This window comes from Aeromonas sp. ASNIH1 (assembly GCF_002934285.1).
GTDB lineage: Bacteria > Pseudomonadota > Gammaproteobacteria > Enterobacterales > Aeromonadaceae > Aeromonas > Aeromonas caviae.
Genome location: NZ_CP026228.1, coordinates 2528425 through 2541878 on the forward strand (window position 1 = coordinate 2528425; position 13454 = coordinate 2541878).

At 64.3% G+C, this 13454-nt stretch carries 13 protein-coding genes; 11 read left to right on the top strand and 2 right to left on the bottom strand.

The window, feature by feature from the left end:
- Nucleotides 1-76 precede the first annotated feature (76 nt).
- The 8 genes from C2U37_RS12370 (at nucleotide 77) to C2U37_RS12405 (ending at nucleotide 9290) form a co-directional block, all read left to right on the top strand.
- A complete protein-coding gene (locus C2U37_RS12370; RefSeq protein ID WP_104452406.1) occupies nucleotides 77-661 on the top strand; it encodes an ANTAR domain-containing response regulator in 585 nt (194 codons plus the stop codon).
- A 344-nt stretch (nucleotides 662-1005) separates the two neighbouring features.
- Nucleotides 1006-2361 carry a CmpA/NrtA family ABC transporter substrate-binding protein gene (locus tag C2U37_RS12375; RefSeq protein WP_233768386.1) on the top strand — a complete coding sequence of 452 codons (1356 nt, stop codon included), beginning with the start codon at nucleotides 1006-1008 and terminating at the stop codon, nucleotides 2359-2361.
- A gap of 14 nt (nucleotides 2362-2375) precedes the next feature.
- Nucleotides 2376-3335: an ABC transporter permease gene (locus C2U37_RS12380; RefSeq protein WP_104452407.1), complete on the top strand. Its 960-nt coding sequence runs from the start codon at nucleotides 2376-2378 to the stop codon at nucleotides 3333-3335.
- A gap of 31 nt (nucleotides 3336-3366) precedes the next feature.
- Nucleotides 3367-4188, top strand: coding sequence for an ABC transporter ATP-binding protein (locus tag C2U37_RS12385; protein ID WP_010675449.1), 822 nt, complete (start codon nucleotides 3367-3369; stop codon nucleotides 4186-4188).
- 26 nt (nucleotides 4189-4214) lie between these two features.
- Nucleotides 4215-6797 (top strand): nitrite reductase large subunit NirB, encoded by a 2583-nt coding sequence (gene nirB, locus C2U37_RS12390; protein ID WP_104452408.1) that lies wholly within the window; start codon nucleotides 4215-4217, stop codon nucleotides 6795-6797.
- On the top strand, nucleotides 6794-7153 hold the full coding sequence (gene nirD, locus C2U37_RS12395) for a nitrite reductase small subunit NirD (protein WP_104452409.1): 360 nt from the start codon (nucleotides 6794-6796) through the stop codon (nucleotides 7151-7153). The genes nirB and nirD overlap by 4 nt, the downstream gene beginning before the upstream one ends.
- A gap of 143 nt (nucleotides 7154-7296) precedes the next feature.
- Complete coding sequence (locus C2U37_RS12400) at nucleotides 7297-8388, top strand: PfkB family carbohydrate kinase (RefSeq protein WP_103858113.1); 1092 nt, start codon at nucleotides 7297-7299, stop codon at nucleotides 8386-8388.
- On the top strand, nucleotides 8382-9290 hold the full coding sequence (locus C2U37_RS12405) for a pseudouridine-5'-phosphate glycosidase (protein WP_103858114.1): 909 nt from the start codon (nucleotides 8382-8384) through the stop codon (nucleotides 9288-9290). Before C2U37_RS12400 ends, C2U37_RS12405 begins: the two co-directional genes overlap by 7 nt.
- A gap of 64 nt (nucleotides 9291-9354) precedes the next feature.
- On the opposite strand, the gene C2U37_RS12410 is transcribed toward C2U37_RS12405, so the two are convergent.
- The gene (locus C2U37_RS12410) at nucleotides 9355-10080 is read right to left on the bottom strand and encodes a carbonic anhydrase (RefSeq protein ID WP_104452410.1); all 726 of its coding nucleotides are present in this window, start codon (nucleotides 10078-10080) and stop codon (nucleotides 9355-9357) included.
- Between the two features lie 645 nt (nucleotides 10081-10725).
- Here C2U37_RS12410 and C2U37_RS12415 point away from each other — a divergent pair.
- Nucleotides 10726-11481: a DNA/RNA non-specific endonuclease gene (locus tag C2U37_RS12415; RefSeq protein WP_104452411.1), complete on the top strand. Its 756-nt coding sequence runs from the start codon at nucleotides 10726-10728 to the stop codon at nucleotides 11479-11481.
- A 207-nt stretch (nucleotides 11482-11688) separates the two neighbouring features.
- Nucleotides 11689-12036 carry a DUF2541 family protein gene (locus C2U37_RS12420; RefSeq protein ID WP_029314779.1) on the top strand — a complete coding sequence of 116 codons (348 nt, stop codon included), beginning with the start codon at nucleotides 11689-11691 and terminating at the stop codon, nucleotides 12034-12036.
- A gap of 31 nt (nucleotides 12037-12067) precedes the next feature.
- Here C2U37_RS12420 and mog read toward each other — a convergent pair whose 3' ends face one another.
- Complete coding sequence (gene mog, locus C2U37_RS12425) at nucleotides 12068-12598, bottom strand: molybdopterin adenylyltransferase (protein ID WP_041212474.1); 531 nt, start codon at nucleotides 12596-12598, stop codon at nucleotides 12068-12070.
- 407 nt (nucleotides 12599-13005) lie between these two features.
- On the opposite strand from mog, the gene C2U37_RS12430 reads away from it, so the two are divergent.
- Nucleotides 13006-13344, top strand: coding sequence for a DUF3135 domain-containing protein (locus C2U37_RS12430; protein WP_010675440.1), 339 nt, complete (start codon nucleotides 13006-13008; stop codon nucleotides 13342-13344).
- Nucleotides 13345-13454 lie beyond the last annotated feature (110 nt).

A 13454-nucleotide genomic window follows, 5' to 3' on the forward strand; every position in this document is an offset into this window, starting at 1 on the left:
GTAGATTCAAAGAGTTGGCCTTCATGTTGCGGCATTTTCGCCAGACAGAACGCGATCGTTGCCGGCAAGGAGCGCCATGACCACTTTTTCCACCCGGGGCCAGGACGGCCCCGCTTCCCGGCTGTTGATCCACGCCGATGACCCGGGCCAGGCGAACCGCCTGGCCCTGCTGGTCAGTCACTACGGCCATCAGACCGGGATCCTCGATACCCGCCAGTTGCTGACGCCGACGCAGAGGGGGGATGCCCTGCTCGTCAGTTGCCGCCAGTTCAGCGCCGAGGTACGTCTTGGCCTCTCCCTTTGGCCCGACATGCCGCGGCTCTTGTTCTGCGAGCGGCTGGGGGGCGATACCCAGCTCGCCCTGTTGCAGCAGGGGGTGTTGCTGGTGCCCCACCCTTGCGGCGAGCGTGAGCCGGTGGAGCAGTGGCTGCGCCTGGCCCGCAGTCAGCTCGCCATGGTGCAGGCCCTGATGCAGACCGAGAGCGAGCTGCGCCAGAAGCTGGAGGATAGGCGGCTCATCGAGCAGGCCAAGGGACGCCTGATGCGCCATCAGGGGCTGGACGAGGACGAGGCCTATCGCCTGATGCGCAGCACCGCCATGAGCCGTCACCTGAGCCTGGGGGAGCTGGCGCGGCAACTGCTGCAGGCTTTGCCCGCCTGAGCGCTCCCGTGGCCAACCGTTTTGGTGCAACTGCGCCTAATTGAGGCAAATTTGAGGGAGGATCAGGGCACCACAGGCCGCAAAGGGCCGCCTGATGCACCCTGGACGAGCTGGCACGGAAAGTGAATAACAAAAACACGATAGCAATGAAGTAACGATGCGCAGTGAGGGGCCGGTCAGGCCACTCACCCGCAACAGGGCAAAGAAGCCCCGCTGATCCCGGATCGGCGGGGCTTTTTTTTGGTCGCGACGCACCTTGGGTCGCAGCGCTGCAACGAGGTGGCACTGCGATTCCAGGCAGCCTGGCGCCATGGCCCTGACCCGGAACCGAGGGAGGAGATGCAATGAACGGACGACAAGGATGTGCGGGGCTGCTGCTGGCGGCGCTGTCGCTGCCGGCGCTGGCGCTGGGGGCACCGGAGCAGGAGGAGCTGAGGCTCGGCTTCATCAAGCTGACCGACATGGCGCCGCTGGCGGTGGCCTACGAGCGTGGCTATTTCGAGGATGAGGGACTCTACGTCACCCTCGAAGCCCAGGCGAACTGGAAGATCCTGCTGGATAGGGTGATAGACGGCGAGCTGGACGGTGCCCAGATGCTGGCGGGCCAGCCCCTGGCGGCCCACATCGGTATCGGCACCCAGGCCGAGCTGGTGACGGCCTTTGCCATGGATCTCAACGGCAACGCCATCACGGTGGCCAACAGCGTCTGGGCTGCCATGGCGCCCCAGTTGCCCAGGCCGCAGACGGGCCAGGTGCCGCCCCCGGTGAGCGCCGCCGCCCTCAAGCCCGTGGTGGCGGAGTATCGCCAGGGGGGCAAGCCCTTCAACATGGGGATGGTCTTCCCCGTCTCCCCCCACAACTACGAGCTGAGGTACTGGCTGGCGGCAGGTGGCCTGCACCCCGGTTTCTATGCACCCAAGCTTGGGGACAACTCGGGCCAGCGCCAGGCGGACGTGCTGCTGTCGGTGACGCCGCCCCCCCAGATGCCCGCCACCCTGGAGGCGGGCACCATCGCCGGCTACAGCGTGGGGGAGCCCTGGAACCAGCAGGCGGTCGCCAGGGGCATAGGGGTGCCCGTCATCACGGATAACGAGATCTGGCGCAACAACCCGGAGAAGGTGTTCGGTGTCACCCGGCAGTGGGCCGAACGTCACCCCAACACCCATGTGCGGCTGGTGAAGGCGCTGCTGCGGGCGGCCTGGTGGCTGGATGCAGACGACAACGGCAACCGGCGCGCGGCGGCCAAGCTGCTGGCCAAACCCGAGTACGTGGGGGCGGACGAGCAGGTGATCGCCAGCTCCATGACGGGCACCTTCGAGTATGCCAGGGGAGACAAGCGCCAGGTGCCGGATTTCAACGTCTTCTTCCGCCATCACGCCACCTATCCCTACTACTCCGACGCCATCTGGTATCTGACCCAGATGCGGCGCTGGGGCCAGATCCCCGAAGCCAGACCGGACGCCTGGTTCGAGCAGGTGGCCAAGGCCGTCTATCAACCGGATGTCTATCGCCAGGCCGCCGAGGCCCTCATCGCCGAGGGCAAGCTCAAGGCCAGTGACTTCCCCGACTTTGCCAGCGAGCAGGGCTATCGCGGCCCCCAGGATGGCTTCATCGACGGCCTCATCTATGACGGCCGCCACCCCAACGCCTACCTGCAACAGTTCGCCATCGGCCTCAAGGGCGATGAGCGGGTGCAATGAGCAAGGAGATCCCGATGAAACGACACGCATGGCCCCTCATCCATTTAAAAGCCATCAACTGGAAAATCATGGTGCAGCCCCTGCTCGGCGTGCTGCTCTTCCTCGGCCTCTGGCAGTGGGGGGCGAGCCAGGTGCAGACCAGTCTGGGCACCCTGCCGGGGCCGCTCGCCACTGCCAGCCAGCTCTGGTCCCTCGGGCAGGAGCATCTGCAGGAGCGGGAGAAGGCGGCGGCCTTCCTCGAACGCCAGCAGGTGCGCAACGCCGAGCGACTGGCGGCGGATCCGGCGGCTGAGGTGAAGCTGCGTCCCTACACAGGACGCCCCACCTTCTTCGATCAGATAGCCACCAGCCTGCTCACCGTGCTGTGCGGCTTCGCGCTGGCGACTCTGATCGCCATTCCGTGCGGGGTGCTGCTCGGCATGAATCAGGGGCTCTATCGCGCCGCCAACCCGGTGATCCAGCTGCTCAAGCCGGTCTCCCCCCTGGCCTGGCTGCCCCTCATCACGCTAGTGGTGAGCGCTCTGTATGCAAACCCCGCCCCCTGGCTTGCCAAGTCCTTCCTCACCTCGGCCCTGACGGTGACCCTCTGCTCCCTCTGGCCGACCCTGATCAACACGGCGGTGGGGGTGGCGGGGCTGGATGGGGATCTGCACAACGTCAGCCGAGTGCTGCGCCTCTCCTTTGTGACCCATGTGCGGCGCATCGTGCTGCCCGGGGCCCTGCCCATGATCTTCACCGGGCTGCGGCTCTCCCTGGGGGTGGCCTGGATGGTGCTGATCGCGGCGGAGATGCTGGCCCAGAACCCGGGGCTCGGCAAGTTCGTGTGGGACGAGTTCCAGAGCGGCGGCTCTGCGTCTCTGGCCCGCATCATGGTGGCGGTGATCACCATAGGCCTCATCGGCTGCGCCCTGGACAGGGGCATGCTGGCCCTGCAGCAGTGGTTGTCCTGGGACAAGCGCCAGGTGCTGCGTTAATCACATTTCTATTCAGGCAGGAGAAGAGCCAATGAAGAGTTATCTGGAGATAAGCGACGTCGGCATCTCGTTCGAGACGGAGCAGGGCAGCTTCGAGGCCTTGAGCCGGGTCAACTTGCGCATCGAGAAGGGGGAGTTCGTCTCCCTCATCGGTCACTCGGGCTGCGGCAAGAGCACCGTCCTCAACCTGGTGGCCGGGCTGCTGGAGCCGACCCTGGGTGGCATCATTCTCGATGGCCGCGAGGTGGCGGGGCCGGGGCCCGAGCGGGCCATGGTGTTCCAGAACCACGCCCTGCTGCCCTGGCTCAGCGTCCAGCAGAACGTGGCGCTGGCGGTGGCCCAGGTGGAGTCTGACAAGCGGGCGGTGGCGGAGCGGGTGGACTACTACCTCTCCCTGGTGCAGATGGATCACGCCAGCCAGAAGATGCCCCACGAGCTGTCGGGGGGGATGAAGCAGCGGGTCGGCATTGCCCGCGCCCTCTCGCTCTCCCCCAAGGTGCTGCTGATGGACGAGCCGTTCGGCGCCCTCGATGCCCTGACCCGGGCCCATCTGCAGGATGCTCTGATGGCGATCCAGGCGGAGCTTGGCAACACCGTCATCATGATCACCCACGACGTGGACGAGGCGGTGCTGCTCTCCGATCGCATCGTCATGATGACCAATGGCCCCAGCGCCACCGTCGGGGAGATCCTGACCGTCGACCTGCCAAGGCCCAGAGACAGGGTCGCCCTGGCGGACGATCCCCACTACCACAAGCTGCGTCAGCAGGTGCTGCGCTTCCTCTACGAGAAGCAACGCAAGGTGACCCCCCTCAAGGCAGCCGGGCAGGTGCGCAGCAAGCTGCGCGCCTGAGCCCGCCGGATTCAAGGAAGAGAGACATGACAGACAAAGAGCAACAGTGGGTGGCAGAGGACGGCATGGGCCTGCTCGGTCGCCAGAACAGTGGTTCCGCCGACACGGCCGACAAGCAACGGCTGCTGGTGGTGGGTAACGGCATGGTGGGCCATCACTTCGTCGAACAGCTGGTGGCGGCGGGCGGCCTCGAGCGGTTTGAGGTGACGGTGTTTGGCGCCGAGCCTGACCCCGCCTACGACAGGGTGCATCTGTCCGAGGTATTCGGCGGCAAGGCGCCCCAGGCCCTGCGCATGGCGGATCCCGCCTGGTATGAGGAGAGCGGCATTGCGCTGCGACTGGGGGCCGAGGTGGAGGTGCTCGACCGGGCGGCCCGCACCCTGACGCTGGCCAACGGCGAGCAGTTCCCTTACGACCGTCTGGTGCTGGCGACCGGCTCGGTCCCCTTCGTGCCCCCCATCCCCGGTCATCAGCGAGAGGGGTGCTTCGTCTACCGTACCCTGGGAGATCTCGCCGCCATTCGCGATGCCTGCGCCCAGGCCCGCAGCGGCGTGGTCATCGGTGGCGGCCTGCTGGGGCTGGAGGCGGCCAACGCCCTGCGCTTGCTCGGCCTCAAGACCCAGGTGGTGGAGTTCGCCCCCAGGCTGATGCCGGTGCAGCTCGACGAGAGCGGCGGCGCCGTGCTGCGGGACAAGATCCAGGCCCTCGGGGTCGAGGTGCTGGTGGAGAAAGCCACCGAGTGCATCGAGCAGGGGGAGCAGGCCCGTCATCGCCTGCGTTTCAAGGACGGTTCCCACATTGAGACCGACGTGCTGCTGTTCTCGGCGGGGATCCGCCCCGCCGACACCCTGGCCCGGCAATCCGGGCTGGAGGTCGGGGAGCGCGGCGGCATCTGCATCGACGACGGCTGCCACAGTTCGGATCCCGCCATCCTCGCCATCGGCGAGTGCGCGCTCTGGCAGGGGCGCATCTTCGGCCTGGTGGCTCCCGGCTACCAGATGGCCCGGGCCGCAGTGGCCAGTCTGTGCGGCGGCGAGACCCGCTTTATCGGGGCCGACATGTCCACCAAGCTCAAGCTGATGGGGGTGGACGTGGGCTCCATCGGCGATGCCCACGCCAACACCGCCGGCGCCCAGGAGTTGCTGCTGCTGGACAGGGTCAACGGCATCTACAAGAAGCTGGTGACCGACGGCGAGGGCAATCGCCTGCTCGGCGCCATCCTGGTGGGGGACGGGGCCGATTATGAGCGGCTGCTGCAGTACTACCAGAACGGGGTGGCGCTGCCCCAGCCGCCGCTCTCCCTGCTGGTGGGGGAGGCAGGGGCCGCTCCCGCGCCCCTGGTGCTGCCGGACAGCGCCATCCTCTGCTCCTGCCACAACGTCAGCAAGGGGGACGTGGTAGCCGCCGTTCGGGCGGGCAATCACGAGCTGTCGGCGGTGAAGAGCTGCACCAAGGCCGGCACGGGTTGCGGCGGTTGCAGCAACCTGCTCAAGCAGGTAGTGGATCAGACCCTGGCAGACCTTGGCGTCGAGGCGGACAAGGGGTTGTGCGAGCACTTCGCCTACGGCCGTCAGGAGCTCTATCACCTGGCCCGGGTGGGCGAGCTGAAGAGCTTCGAGGCGCTGCGGGACAAGCACGGCCAGGGGTTGGGGTGCGACATCTGCAAGCCGACGGTGGCCTCCATCCTGGCGTCCCTCTGGAACGAGCACGTGCTGGAGAAGCCCCACCGCGCGTTGCAGGATACCAACGACGCCTTCCTTGCGAACCTGCAAAAGGACGGCACCTATTCGGTGGTGCCGCGCATCCCGGGGGGGGAGATCACCCCGGAGGGGCTCATCACCATCGGCGAAGTGGCGCGCAAGTACGGCCTCTACACCAAGATCACCGGCGGCCAGCGCATCGATCTCTTCGGCGCCCGGGTCGACCAGCTGCCCGCCATCTGGGGTGAGCTGGTGGCGGCGGGCTTCGAGACCGGTCAGGCCTACGGCAAGTCGGTGCGCACCGTGAAGTCCTGCGTGGGCTCCACCTGGTGTCGTTACGGGGTACAGGACTCCATGACCCTGACCCAGACCCTGGAGCACCGCTACAAGGGACTGCGGGCGCCACACAAGCTGAAGTTTGCGGTCTCCGGCTGCACCCGGGAGTGCGCCGAGGCCCAGAGCAAGGACATCGGCGTCATCGCCACCGAGCGGGGCTGGAACCTCTATGTGTGTGGTAACGGCGGCATGCGGCCGCGCCACGCCGACCTCTTTGCCACGGATCTCGACGAGCAGACCCTGATCCGCTACATCGACCGGCTGCTGATGTTCTACGTGCGCACCGGGGACAGACTGCAACGTACCTCGGTCTGGATGGAGAACATGGAAGGGGGGCTCGACTACCTAAAGTCGGTGATCATCGAGGACAGGCTCGGCATCGGTGCCGAGCTGGAGGCCATGATGGAGGGGATAGTCGGCACCTGGCAGTGCGAGTGGAAGAGCACATTGGCGGATCCGGACAAGCTCAAGCTGTTCGAGGCCTTCGTCAACCGGCCCGAGGACGAGACGCCGCCGCGCCGTGAGGAGCGGGGGCAATGGGTGCCGGATATCGCTATCAAGGAGGTGGTATGAGCGACATAAAAGAAGAGACCTTACAGTCAGAACTTGGAGCCTGGCATAGGGTATGCGAGCTGGCGGCGCTGCCGGAGCAGGCCGGGCGCAGCGCCTGGCTGGAGGGGCGGGTGCTGGCGCTGTTTCGCCTCGGGGAGCATGTCTATGCCCTGGACGGGGTGGATCCCCTGGCCGGCGTGGCGGTGCTGGGGCGTGGTCTGGTGGGGGATGCCGGTGGGGAGCCCGTGGTCGCCTCGCCCCTTTACAAGCAGCGCTACGCCCTGATGGACGGTCGCTGTCTGGACGATCCTGCCCTGAGCGTCGCCTGCTGGCCGGTGCGACTGGAGGGGAGCGAGGTCTGGGTACAGCTGGGGTGAGTGGCTCCATCTGAAACCGTTTTTCTATCACCGGGCTTGCCCGGTGATTTTTTGTGCGCGACCCGACATTTCTTGCACGAGAGGATGGCGGGAAAACGTTTTTCGGAAATAATGGACAAACGTTTGCAACTGGATGTTTGTCTATGACGGAACGTGAACAAGAGATCCTCGCCCTGCTGCGCCAGGATCCCATGATTGCCCAGCAGGAACTGGCGGACAGGCTCGGCATCAGCCGCTCCGCGCTGGCGAGCCACATCTCCAGCCTGATGCGCCAGGGCTATGTGCAGGGGCGCGGCTATGTGCTGCGCGAAGGCCCCTACGCCGTGGTGATAGGCGGCGCCAACATGGATATCTGCGGCTGCAGCCACGACAACCTGCGCATCGGGGATTCCAACCCGGGCCGGGTACGCACCTCCGCCGGTGGGGTAGGGCGCAACATCGCCGAGAACCTGGCGCGCCTTGGTACCGACACCCGGCTGTTGACTGCGGTGGGCAACGATCAATACGGCCACCACCTGCTGGAGGTGAGCCAGCGCGCCGGGGTCGACGTGCGCCAGGTACTGGTACTGGAGGGTCAATCGACCTCCTGCTACCTCAGCCTGCACGATGGCAGCGGCGAGATGAGCTGCGCCGTCAACGACATGGGGATCATCGAGCAGCTCACCCCGGCCCGGCTTGCCCCCTTGAGCGGCTTCCTCGGCGCGGCCCGGCTCTGGGTGCTGGACACCAACCTCGCCACCCACACCCTGGACTGGCTGTTCGAGCGCCAGGGGGAGCACATCATCTTCGTGGACACCGTCTCTGTGGCCAAGGTGGAGAAGATCCGCCCCTGGCTGCACCGCATCCACACCCTGAAACCGAACCGCACGGAAGCCGAGCAACTGTGTGGCTTCACCATCGCCGGGCCCGACACCTGGCCCATGGCGGCGGCCTGGTTCCACCGCGCTGGGGTGCAGCGGCTCTTCCTGAGCCTCGGCGATCAGGGGATCTTCTACAGCGACGGGGCGTGCCAGGGCCATCTGCCCGTGCTCGGCAGCCCGGTCGTCAACGTGACCGGCGGCGGCGATGCCTTCATGGCAGGGCTGGCCCACGCCTGGTTGCAGGAGCAGGACATCGTCGAGACGACCCGGTTCGCCCTCGGCTGCGCCGCCCTCACCGTCAATTGTTCCGATACCGTCTTTTCCGGCCTATCCAAGGCCGCCGTTGAACGCATGCTGGAGGAGTACCCATGTTGAACGCTTACCTCGATATCCAACCGGTCGTCGCCGAAGCTCTTGCCGCCGGCAAACCCGTCGTTGCCCTGGAGTCCACCATCATCTCCCACGGCATGCCCTATCCGCAGAACGTGGAGACGGCGCGCCAGGTGGAGCAGGTGGTGCGGGACAACGGCGCCGTGCCGGCCACCATCGCCATCATCGACGGCCGCCTCAAGGTGGGCCTGGATGCGGGGGCCCTGGAGGCGCTGGGCAAGGCCGGCCACGCCGCCATCAAGTGCAGCCGCCGTGACATCCCCTTCGTGCTGGCGAACAAGGGGATGGGGGCCACCACGGTGGCCTCCACCATGATAGTGGCCGCCATGGCCGGGATCCGGGTGTTTGCCACCGGCGGCATCGGCGGCGTGCATCGCGGCGCCCAGGAGACCTTCGACATCTCGGCTGACCTGCAGGAATTTGCCCAGACCCCGGTGGCCGTGGTCTGCGCCGGTGCCAAGTCGATCCTCGACATCGGCCTGACCCTGGAGTACCTGGAGACCCAGGGGGTGCCGGTCATCGGCTACCAGACCGAGGAGCTGCCCGCCTTCTATACCCGGGAGAGCGGCTTCAAGGTGGATTACCGCCTCGACACCCCGGCGGCCATCGCCGAGGCGCTGCGCCTGAAGTGGGAGCTGGGGCTGGCGGGAGGTGCCGTGGTGGCGAACCCCATCCCGGCCCAGTTTGCGATGCCGAAGGCGGACATCGACGCGGCCATCAAGCAGGCGCTGCGGGAAGCGGACGAGCAGGGGGTCAAGGGCAAGGAATCCACCCCCTTCCTGCTGGCCCGGGTGTGCGAGCTGACCGGCGGCAACTCCCTGGCGGCCAACATCCAGCTGGTACTGAACAACGCCGCCCTGGGGGCAAAGATTGCCGCCAGCCTGTAGGTATTGTGATAAATGCAAAAGAGGGCCGACAGGCCCTCTTTTCATTGTCAGATCGGCTGCCCGATTACTGCAGTACCAGTCGCCCGTTGAGGGGCTGCACGGGGCGGTTGTTGGGGTGGTGCATCAACGCCTTGAAGGCATCGATCTGGGCCTGACTGACCTGCACCGGCTCCTTCATCACCAGCCAGCGCACCCCTTCCGAGCAGGGCGGGGTGGTCAGTGACCCGCTGAAGCGGTAGTAGTCCCGCTTGGCGGGCAGCAGTGCCTCTGCCGAGACCCCTTCCTTGAGCTCGTGACTCTCCCCCGCCTTGGCTGGCAGCGCCTGCCAGGCCTGGCTCAGGGCGGCATTGGCCCGGCCCGGTTCGAACATCACGGCGACCACCGCCAGCTCCCCCTTGGCGTTGGCGTGGACCAGGTGACCCTCCAGGGGGTAGGACCTGCCTTCGATGAGGTTTTCGCTGGGGGCGTGGAAGTGGAACTGCTTGAGCTCGAAGCGCATGCCGTCGAGCTCAAGGGTGCTGCCGGGGGCATAGTTGACCTGCACCGTGTGGCCGTTGTTGACCAGCGTCTTGCCACCCGCCTGATAGTGGAACTGCAGGGGGGCCAGATCGGCCTTCACCAGACCCGAGAGGTTGACCGGCGACTGGTTGCTGCCGGCACACTGGCCATATTCCGGGGTCAGGCTGGCCCATTTCGCCGGGCCGGCCTCGCCGCTGTATTCCCAGTGTGTGGTGGCGGCAAAGGCGGCAGGGCAGAGCAGCAGGGCGCCAGCCAGCAGGGACTTTTTCATCATGCATCCTTATCCTGATTGAAAAGCACGGCCATTCCTGGCCTTCCGGCAGGAAGGCCTCGTCAATGGCATCGTTGGAAACGCAGGGTACGCGGTGCCAGACTGGATTAATTGTTATGAAAGGTCTGTCGTCATCGTTATTTGAAGCGTGGCATGAGGCGGCGCCATGATGTATTCCGGCAACGGGGCCCGCTTATTCATGAAGGAGAAATCCTGCGGGCATTTTCGCCATGAACGGCCCCCTTTCATGGTGCCCCAAATAGCTGACGGGCTGATTCTAGAGGGCTTTTCATGGCTCCGTTTGATCTCGAGCAAACAAGCGCGGACTAATTATCGGGCTTGAGGATCCCTTATTTCGTTGGGATTTTTTCGATATTCCCTGACCCGGCCAGGGGCGTGCGTGGTGGGAGCCGGGCGCTGTGCTGACAGAGTGCCTCGGTGTTGACCCCTTATCCCTCTGATAGTGCTGGAGAAATTCCCCCCTCAGCACAGTGACGGCGGGATGACAATCCCCCGGTTGGCGGCGTCTTGTTTGCGGTTTTGCCGTCCTCTTCACATTTCCGGATTGCTCGCTATTTGTGCGATTTCCTTACTCATCCGACCTGGTGTCAAATCACTCCGCCTAACACAAGGAGTGGCATAATAATGAATAATATCAATAAATTAGTTCTGGCTATCGGATTCACTCTCACCACCTTCCCGAGCCTGGCGGCGGGATTCCAGTGCGGGGAGCACGTCACCCTGGGGGTACCCGGTCAATCCAGTCAGCTGTTGTGCCGGGAGGGCTATGCCGCCGGGTACAACTACGACACCAAGGTCTCTGACTGGGTCTCTTACCGGATGACTGCCGCCAGCGCCCAGGGCCAGGTGCCGCGCAAGGATGCCTTCGCCGAGGACAAGGAGGTGCCGGTGCAGTTTCGCGCCACCCTGTCGGACTACAAGGGCTCGGGCTATGACCGCGGCCACCAGGCACCGGCGGCGGACATGCGCTCCACCGCCAACACCATGAAGCAGAGCTTCCTGCTCACCAACATGACCCCGCAACTGCCGGCGCTCAACCAGGGGGCCTGGCGCATCCTGGAGGAGAAGACCCGGCAGTGGGCCATCACCTACAAGAGCGTGCAGGTGATCACCGGCCCCATCTTCACCCACTCCGATGGCGCCATCGGCAACGGCGTGACCGTGCCCCACGCCTACTACCGGGTGGTGATGGATCTGGCGGGCAAGCGGGCCATCGCCTTCATCCTGCCGCAAGAGAACGTCTCGGCCAGTCGGCTGGCGGACTATGTGGTGACGGTGGATGAGGTGGGGGAGCAGACCGGACTCGACTTCTTCACCGAGCTGCCGGATGGGCAGGAAGAGGCCATGGAGTCGCGGCTGTCGGCCATGTGGGGCGGTTAGCGCGTCCGGCAGGGGTAACGGGGGCCCAGGCCCCCGTTACCCACACGGCCTCCGGCCATTGCCATGGCCCCTGGTACAGGGCCAGTACAGCTTGGGTCTGGCATCGGGCCCTTATCATGACTCCTTTTTTCAGGAGGCATCATGTCAGCGCTGTTTTCCCTTTACTCCTTGTCCACTCTTGCCCGCGCGTTGCGCATCTGCGTACCCATGGCGTTGCTGGGGGCTGCTGTTCCCCCCGCCATGGCCGACGAGGATATCCGCTTGGGGCAGACCATTCTGCTCGGGGTCGGCGATCATCCCGCCATCATTCCCATGCTCGCCTGCCGGCCGACCAAATCCATCATGGTCAAGGCAGGGCGGGAGTTGACCCTGGAGCGGGTCAAGGTGTTCTACGGCAACGATCGCAGCAAGACCCTCTATTTCGACAAGGTGTTGAGAGAGGATCAGGAGTCGGGGTGGCAATCCCTCGGCAGCCGACTCTGCATCAAGCGCATCGAGGTGTACGGCAATTCGGAAGGGAGCAGGGCGGGGGTCAAGGTGTACGGGCGCAAATGAGCAAAGGGCGGGGGAAATCCCCGCCCAGTGCTTATTTCTTCGGGCGGAACGGTTTGATGATGGCCTCGTCGCACTCGAGATAGGGCCCTTCCATCAGGTCGATGCAGTAGGGAATGGCGGGGAAGACTGCATCCAGGCACTCGCGGATCGATTTGGGCTTGCCCGGCAGGTTGACGATGAGCGAGCTGCCGCGCAGGCCGGCGGTCTGGCGCGACAGGATGGCGGTCGGCACGAACTTGAGGGACTCGGCCCGCATCAGCTCGCCAAAGCCCGGCATCATGCGATCGCACACCGCCTCGGTGGCCTCCGGGGTCACATCCCGCCTGGCCGGCCCGGTGCCCCCCGTGGTAACGACAAGGCAGCACTGCTCATCGTCCACCAGCCGAACCAGGGTCGCCTCAATCTGATCCTGCTCGTCGGGGATCACCTGATAGACAGGCTCCCATTCCGAGGTCAGGTAGGCGTTCAGGGTGTCGATGATGGCCTTGCCGGAGAGATCTTCGTAGATGCCTGCACTGGCGCGATCGCTGACGGTGACGATACCGATTCTTGCCTTGCTCATGGTCTGCCCTTGGTTGCCGCAATAAAGTGGTAAATAAAATAACATAATCAGTGAGATATGTTAAACCGCAGGATGAGGCAAGGGGAGGGCGTCGAGCCAGGGAGAGAGTCGAATGAAAAACAATTTTGAGAAAAGTCCGTTAATAAGGCATAAGGCCGAGAAAAATGGCGCTGAAATTTTATAAAAAAACTGACGCAGGCCGGATTCGGTTAATTTCATGAATCATAAGGAATAAATGATTTTTTCCGCCAACAATGCGCAATTCGTGCCAAAAACCGGACTCCTGTGGCTCGGCGGTGAATGACCCAAAATCGCCACCATCCTATATAACCTTCCCTAGGGACAGTGAAATAGTGATGTGCCCGGCGTCGTTCCATTCCATGGGCGAGGTCCGGCTAGGAGGGTATATGGAGCTGCCTGATTTCGATACCCTGAAGTACTGGGCGCTGGCCGAGCCGGAGCGACTCGACGCGCTGCTGCACCAGCAGATAGAGACCCTGATCGCCCAGGTGGGGCCAGAGCGGCAACGTCGGCTGCGAGGTCTGCAATTTCGCATCGACTGCCAGCGCCGCCTGGCCAGAAACAACCTCGACAGCTGCATCCGGATAGCCAACATGATGCATGACTCCGTCTACGCCATGCGCCAGCACATTCTGGATCTGCAGAATGAATCTTGTCAGGAAATGGCAGAGCCCCCGCTGCCGGATAATGTGATAGCGTTCTCCAGTTATCTGAAACGGAAATAATTCACGGCCCTGTTCAAGATATAAAAAAACAGGGTTTTTATTAATTTTTTTCACCCCTTCTCAAACAAGTTGTTAAGCAAGTTGGGTGAATTGTTTTTTATTTGCTGCAA

What these genes read in the sequence shown, in the direction of transcription:
- C2U37_RS12370 (WP_104452406.1), top strand. Translation starts at nt 77, where the DNA reads ATGACCACTTTTTCCACCCGGGGCCAGGACGGCCCCGCTTCCCGGCTG.
- C2U37_RS12375 (WP_233768386.1), top strand. Translation starts at nt 1,006, where the DNA reads ATGAACGGACGACAAGGATGTGCGGGGCTGCTGCTGGCGGCGCTGTCG.
- C2U37_RS12380 (WP_104452407.1), top strand. Translation starts at nt 2,376, where the DNA reads ATGAAACGACACGCATGGCCCCTCATCCATTTAAAAGCCATCAACTGG.
- C2U37_RS12385 (WP_010675449.1), top strand. Translation starts at nt 3,367, where the DNA reads ATGAAGAGTTATCTGGAGATAAGCGACGTCGGCATCTCGTTCGAGACG.
- nirB (WP_104452408.1), top strand. Translation starts at nt 4,215, where the DNA reads ATGACAGACAAAGAGCAACAGTGGGTGGCAGAGGACGGCATGGGCCTG.
- nirD (WP_104452409.1), top strand. Translation starts at nt 6,794, where the DNA reads ATGAGCGACATAAAAGAAGAGACCTTACAGTCAGAACTTGGAGCCTGG.
- C2U37_RS12400 (WP_103858113.1), top strand. Translation starts at nt 7,297, where the DNA reads ATGACGGAACGTGAACAAGAGATCCTCGCCCTGCTGCGCCAGGATCCC.
- C2U37_RS12405 (WP_103858114.1), top strand. Translation starts at nt 8,382, where the DNA reads ATGTTGAACGCTTACCTCGATATCCAACCGGTCGTCGCCGAAGCTCTT.
- C2U37_RS12410 (WP_104452410.1), bottom strand. Translation starts at nt 10,080, where the DNA reads ATGAAAAAGTCCCTGCTGGCTGGCGCCCTGCTGCTCTGCCCTGCCGCC.
- C2U37_RS12415 (WP_104452411.1), top strand. Translation starts at nt 10,726, where the DNA reads ATGAATAATATCAATAAATTAGTTCTGGCTATCGGATTCACTCTCACC.
- C2U37_RS12420 (WP_029314779.1), top strand. Translation starts at nt 11,689, where the DNA reads ATGGCGTTGCTGGGGGCTGCTGTTCCCCCCGCCATGGCCGACGAGGAT.
- mog (WP_041212474.1), bottom strand. Translation starts at nt 12,598, where the DNA reads ATGAGCAAGGCAAGAATCGGTATCGTCACCGTCAGCGATCGCGCCAGT.
- C2U37_RS12430 (WP_010675440.1), top strand. Translation starts at nt 13,006, where the DNA reads ATGGAGCTGCCTGATTTCGATACCCTGAAGTACTGGGCGCTGGCCGAG.